Below are 5,028 nucleotides of genomic sequence, written 5' to 3'. Positions count from 1 at the left end.
GCCGGCGCGCACCGTGGCACCGAACAGCGTGCGGAAGCTGGCGACCACCGGATCCTGCTCGATGGCTTTTTCGGCATCGCGCTGACGATCGATCAGGCGCTGCTCGTCGGCGGCGGCCGGGTGCAGCACGTCGGGACTGGCAGCGACGCTGATATCCAGATTCAGCGGACCCAGCTTGCCGATCAGCGCGGTCTGCACAGCGAGGCGACGCTCGTCGGTGAGCAGATGTCTGGCACGCGGATCGAGCGCGAAACGCAAGGTTTCGCCCTCACGACCCAGCCAGGCGCAGTGTCGGGCAAGTTGGCGAACCATGCCGTCGAGGCCGAGTTCATCGACTAGGCGATGCCAGACCGTGCCCGGCGTGGCGGTGGCCGCCGGAATGGCGACAGGCGCGACGAAGGCTTCGGTCGGCGCCGAACGGGTCGCGCTCGGCATGAGAATGTGAGCGCTGCGCGGCGGGCTGGGTACCGCAGCAGGCGCCACGCTGGTGACCGCGGCCGTAGGCGTTGTCACCGGAGCAGTAACTGGCACCGCTGCAGCGACACGCGGCGCTGCGGCTGGTGCTGCAGATGATGCAGACGGCGTTGATGCGACAGCAGCACGACCGCCACCACCACCGGTCGGCGCCGCCGAACCGCCCCCGTCATCGAGCTTCAGCGCGAACATCCGCAGCACGCTCATCTCGAAACCGAGGCGCGGATCCGGCGCGTAAGGCAGATCGCGACGACCGAGCACGGCGATCTGATACCAGAGCTGTACGTCCTCGACGGCCACCGTCTGCACCAGCGGCGCCAGGCGCGGATCGTCGTCTTCATCGCCAGCATTCGGCAGCAACTGCAGCATCGCCAGCCGCTGCAGCAGCATCGCCAGATCGTTGAGCAGCGCATGGAAATCCGGCGCCGATTCATCGAGCCGGCGAAGGGCGGCGAGCAGCGCATCGCCATCGTGAGCCGCCAGCGCTTCGATCACCGCAAACAGATTGCGGCGGCCACCGGTGCCGAGCATGTCCTCGACCGCCAGCGCTTCGAGCTTGGCGCCACCGGCGAAGGCCAGCGCCTGATCGAGCAGCGACAGGCCATCGCGCATCGAGCCATCGGCGGCGCGCGCCAGTTCGGCGACGGCGCCGATCTCGAAATCGACCGCTTCATCCTTGAGGATGTCGGCAAGGTTGTCGCGGATCAGCGCCACGCTGAGGCGCTTCAGGTTGAACTGCAGGCAACGGCTGAGCACGGTGATCGGCAGCTTCTGCGGGTCCGTTGTGGCCAGGATGAACTTCACATGCGGCGGCGGTTCTTCCAGCGTCTTCAGCAGCGCGTTGAAGGCGCCCTTCGACAGCATGTGGACTTCGTCGATCAGGTAGACCTTGTAGCGGCCGCGCGCCGGCGAGTACTGAGCGTTGTCGATCAGTTCGCGGATGTTGTCGACGCCGGTGTTCGACGCGGCGTCGATTTCCAGCAGATCGACGAAGCGACCGTCGTTGACTTCCTTGCAGGCCGAACAGACGCCGCAAGGATTGGCGCTGACGCCGGTCTGGCAGTTCAGGCCCTTGGCGATGATGCGGGCGAGCGTGGTCTTGCCGACGCCGCGGGTGCCGGTCAACAGGATCGCTGGATGCAGGCGATCACCGTCCAGCGCATGGGTCAGCGCCTTGACCACATGGCCCTGGCCACGCACGTCTTCGAAGCGGCGCGGACGCCATTTGCGCGCAAGCGCGAGATAGCTCATGAGAGAGACAGGGTGGCCAGACGGAGTGAGCGCATTGTCGCGGATGAGGCGGGGGTACGCCACCTGCCGGCGGATCGCGCTCAGCTGCGAAACGCACACGGAACCGCCATCGCGACCGCGTAAACTCCGCACTCCCCAGGTGTTCCCCAGCAGGAGTGATCCCTTGAGCCACCCGCTTCCCGCCCCGCTCGCGCCGGGTCATGCCCTGGTCACCGGCGGCGCCGGCTTCATCGGCAGCCATCTGGTCGACGGCCTGCTCGGCGATGGCTGGCAGGTGACGGTGATCGACAACTTCGATCCCTATTACCCGGCCAGCATCAAGCGCCGGCACATCGCCGCGCATCTCGATCACCCGGCCTACCGGCTGGTCGAGGCCGATATCCGTGACGGTGCCAAGCTGAACTCGCTGCTCAATGGGACGTACACGTCGATCGTTCATCTGGCCGCAAAAGCGGGCGTCCGCAACTCGCTGACCGACCCGCTCGGCTACCAGATGACCAACGTCATCGGCACCCAGAACCTGCTGAGCCTGGCGCATCAGCGTGGCATCAAGGCATTCGTGTTCGGCTCCTCGTCGAGCGTCTATGGCGATTGCCCGCGCCTGCCGTGGGCCGAGACCGATCTCGGCCTGCTGCCGATCAACCCTTACGCCTCGAGCAAGCTCGCTGACGAACAATTGGGCTATGTCTACGCCCAGACCTTCGGCCTGCGTTTCGTCGCCATGCGCTTCTTCACCGTGTTCGGCGAACGCCAGCGGCCGGATCTGGCGATCCACAAGTTCGCGCGGCTGATGCTCGATGGCAAGACCATCCCAGTCTATGGCGATGGCTCGTCCGAGCGTGATTTCACCTACTGGGGCGACATCGTCGCCGGCGTTCGCGCAGCGATGGCCTTTGCCGCCGATCCGGCCTGCGCGAATTACGAGGTGTTCAACCTCGGCAACAACCGCACGATCGGCTTGCTGGAGATGATCCAAAAACTCGAAGCGGTGCTGAATGTGAAGGCGAACATCGACTGGCAGGACTGGCAGCCGGGCGAGATGCGCCGCACCTGGGCCGACATCCGCAAGTCGCAGGCGCTGCTCGGCTACGAGCCGGCCACCGATTTCGATACCGGCCTCGCCCGCTTCGCCAGCTGGCTCGCCGTCCAGCCTTGAGCCGGGCATGAAGCGCGGCCTCGCGCTGGGGTTGAATGTCGTCGTTCTCGCGGTGTTCGCGGCGGCGGTCGAGCATTTCTGGGGCTGGTCCCGGCTGCTGGCGCCGTGGTCGCAGATCGCGCCGCTGACCCTGGTGCTGGCGATCGTCGGCATGCTCGCCAGCTATGCCTTGCGCGGCACCCGCATCTATCTCGCGGAAACGCAGATTCCGCGTGGCGCCTGGTTCGCCTGCCTGCGGCTGATCCTGATCAACAATGCGCTGAACCTGATCCTGCCCGCGCGCGCCGGCGAGGTCAGTTTTCCGGTGCTGATGCGGCGCTGGTTCGGCATCGATGCAACGCAGGCCGCCGGCACCCTGATCTGGCTGCGGCTGCTCGATCTGCATGTGCTGGCCACGGTCGCCGCCGCTTGCGCGGCCAGCGGCTGGCTGCTGCGGGTGCAGGGCCTGTCGACTCTGGCCTGGCTCGGCGCGGCACTGGCGGCGATTGCGCCGCTCGCGGTCTACGCGCTGCGTGAACCGCTGCAGGCCAGACTCGCACGGCGCAGCGGCAAGCTCGCCGGTTTCGCAGCGAAAGCCCTGTTCGGCCTGCCCAGGCAGACCTCGGGGCTGGCGCTCGATCTGGTGCTGACCTGGGCCGCGTGGAGCGTGAAGCTGCTGGCGCTCGGCATCGTGCTCGGTCTGCTGGCGCAGCTGTCGCCAGTGCTCGGCACCCTGGGCGCGATCGGTGGCGATCTGTCGACCGTGCTGCCGCTGCACGCGCCCGGCGGCTTCGGCACCTACGAGGCCGGCGTGATGGCGCTGCTGGCGCCTGCGTCCGGTGCCCCCGAGCTGGGCGCCTTGCTGGCGGCGGCCGTCAACCTGCATCTGCTGGTGTTGACCACCGCCTTGATCGCCGGCGCACTGGCCTGGCTCGTGGGTGCTCCGCCAGCGCAACCGGAATGACGGAAGCCCGATGCTAGACTTTGGCCCTTGTCTTCCATGAGTTCCGACGTGACGGAAAGCCTGCCGCCGAGTTCCAGTCTTAAAAGCTGGCCCAGCCTGTCGATCGTGATCCCGATGTACCGGGAGCAGGACAACGTCGCGCCGATGCTCGCGCGCGTCCATGAAGGCCTCGCCGCCTATGCCGGCCCCTGGGAGCTGATCTGCGTCGACGACGGCAGCCTCGACGAGACCGGCAAGCGCTTGATCAGCGAGGGCGCCAAGTACGGCCCGCATGTCCGCGTCATCCGTTTTGCCCGCAACAACGGCCAGACCACGGCAATGCAGGCCGGCATCGATGCCGCGCGCGGTGACGTCATCGCCACGCTCGATGGCGATCTGCAGAACGATCCGGCCGATATCCCACGGATGGTCGCCGAGATGTACGAGCGCGACCTCGATCTGCTGACCGGCTACCGCGCCAATCGCCAGGACGCCTGGATGAGCCGCAAGCTGCCGTCGAAGCTGGCCAACAAGCTGATCGCCCGGGTCACCGGCGTGAAGATTCGCGACTACGGCTGCTCGCTGAAGGTCTACCGCGCGACGGTGATCAAGCAGGTGCGCCTGTATGGCGAGATGCACCGCTTCATCCCGGTCTGGGCGGCGATGGTCACCAGCCCGACGCGCATCGGCGAAACGCCGGTGGGCCACGCCGCACGCCAGTTCGGCGAGAGCAAGTATGGCATTTCGCGGACTTTCCGCGTCGTGCTCGATCTGCTGACCGTGTTCTTCTTCCTGCGCTTCCGTGCCCGGCCCGGCCATTTCTTCGGCTCGATCGGTCTGGCGCTCGGCTTCGTAGGAAGTGCCGCCATGACCTGGCTCGGCTTCGTCAAGTTCGTGCTCGGTGAATCGATCGGCGGCCGTCCGCTGTTCCTGGTCGCCGTGCTGCTGCTGGTGTTCTCGATCCAGTTCCTGACCACCGGCCTGATCGCGGAAATGCTGTCCCGCGTCTTCTACCAGCGCACCGAAGGCCCGCTGACCGTCGCCAACGGCGCAGTGCTGGACAGCAGCAACAGCTGGGCGCAACTGGCCGATCCGGCCGCTGCGCAGCTCGGCATCGACGAGGCAGATCGCAATCGTGCTTGAGACGGAACGGCTGTCCGCAGCGCATCTGGGGTTCCTGTTCGCAGCGGTGCTGCTCGGCTTCTGGTCGAACCTGTGGGCGGTA

Annotated in this window: 4 protein-coding genes; 3 read left to right on the top strand and 1 reads right to left on the bottom strand. The window is 66.7% G+C overall.

Features of this window, described 5'->3' with window-relative positions:
* Positions 1-1,725, bottom strand: a 1,725-nt coding sequence (dnaX, locus tag Q0D45_RS20890; protein WP_293397654.1) for a DNA polymerase III subunit gamma/tau, incomplete at its 3' end; no start/stop codon positions are given.
* 163 nt (positions 1,726-1,888) lie between these two features.
* Here dnaX and Q0D45_RS20885 point away from each other — a divergent pair.
* Genes Q0D45_RS20885 through Q0D45_RS20875 form a run of 3 tightly spaced genes read left to right on the top strand, consistent with a single transcriptional unit; the run spans position 1,889 to position 4,946 of the window.
* Entirely contained in the window at positions 1,889-2,881 is a 993-nt protein-coding gene (locus Q0D45_RS20885) for a GDP-mannose 4,6-dehydratase (RefSeq protein WP_293397651.1), read from the top strand.
* Positions 2,882-2,888: 7 nt separating this feature from the next.
* Positions 2,889-3,824 carry a lysylphosphatidylglycerol synthase domain-containing protein gene (locus tag Q0D45_RS20880; RefSeq protein ID WP_293397648.1) on the top strand — a complete coding sequence of 312 codons (936 nt, stop codon included), beginning with the start codon at positions 2,889-2,891 and terminating at the stop codon, positions 3,822-3,824.
* A gap of 36 nt (positions 3,825-3,860) precedes the next feature.
* Positions 3,861-4,946: a glycosyltransferase family 2 protein gene (locus Q0D45_RS20875; protein ID WP_293397645.1), complete on the top strand. Its 1,086-nt coding sequence runs from the start codon at positions 3,861-3,863 to the stop codon at positions 4,944-4,946.
* Positions 4,947-5,028 lie beyond the last annotated feature (82 nt).

Source organism: Nevskia sp., assembly GCF_023266035.1.
In the GTDB taxonomy this organism is placed as follows: Bacteria; Pseudomonadota; Gammaproteobacteria; order Nevskiales; family Nevskiaceae; genus Nevskia.
The sequence above is the reverse complement of the archived record's forward strand: the minus strand, read 5'-3'. Positions and strand labels throughout refer to the sequence as shown.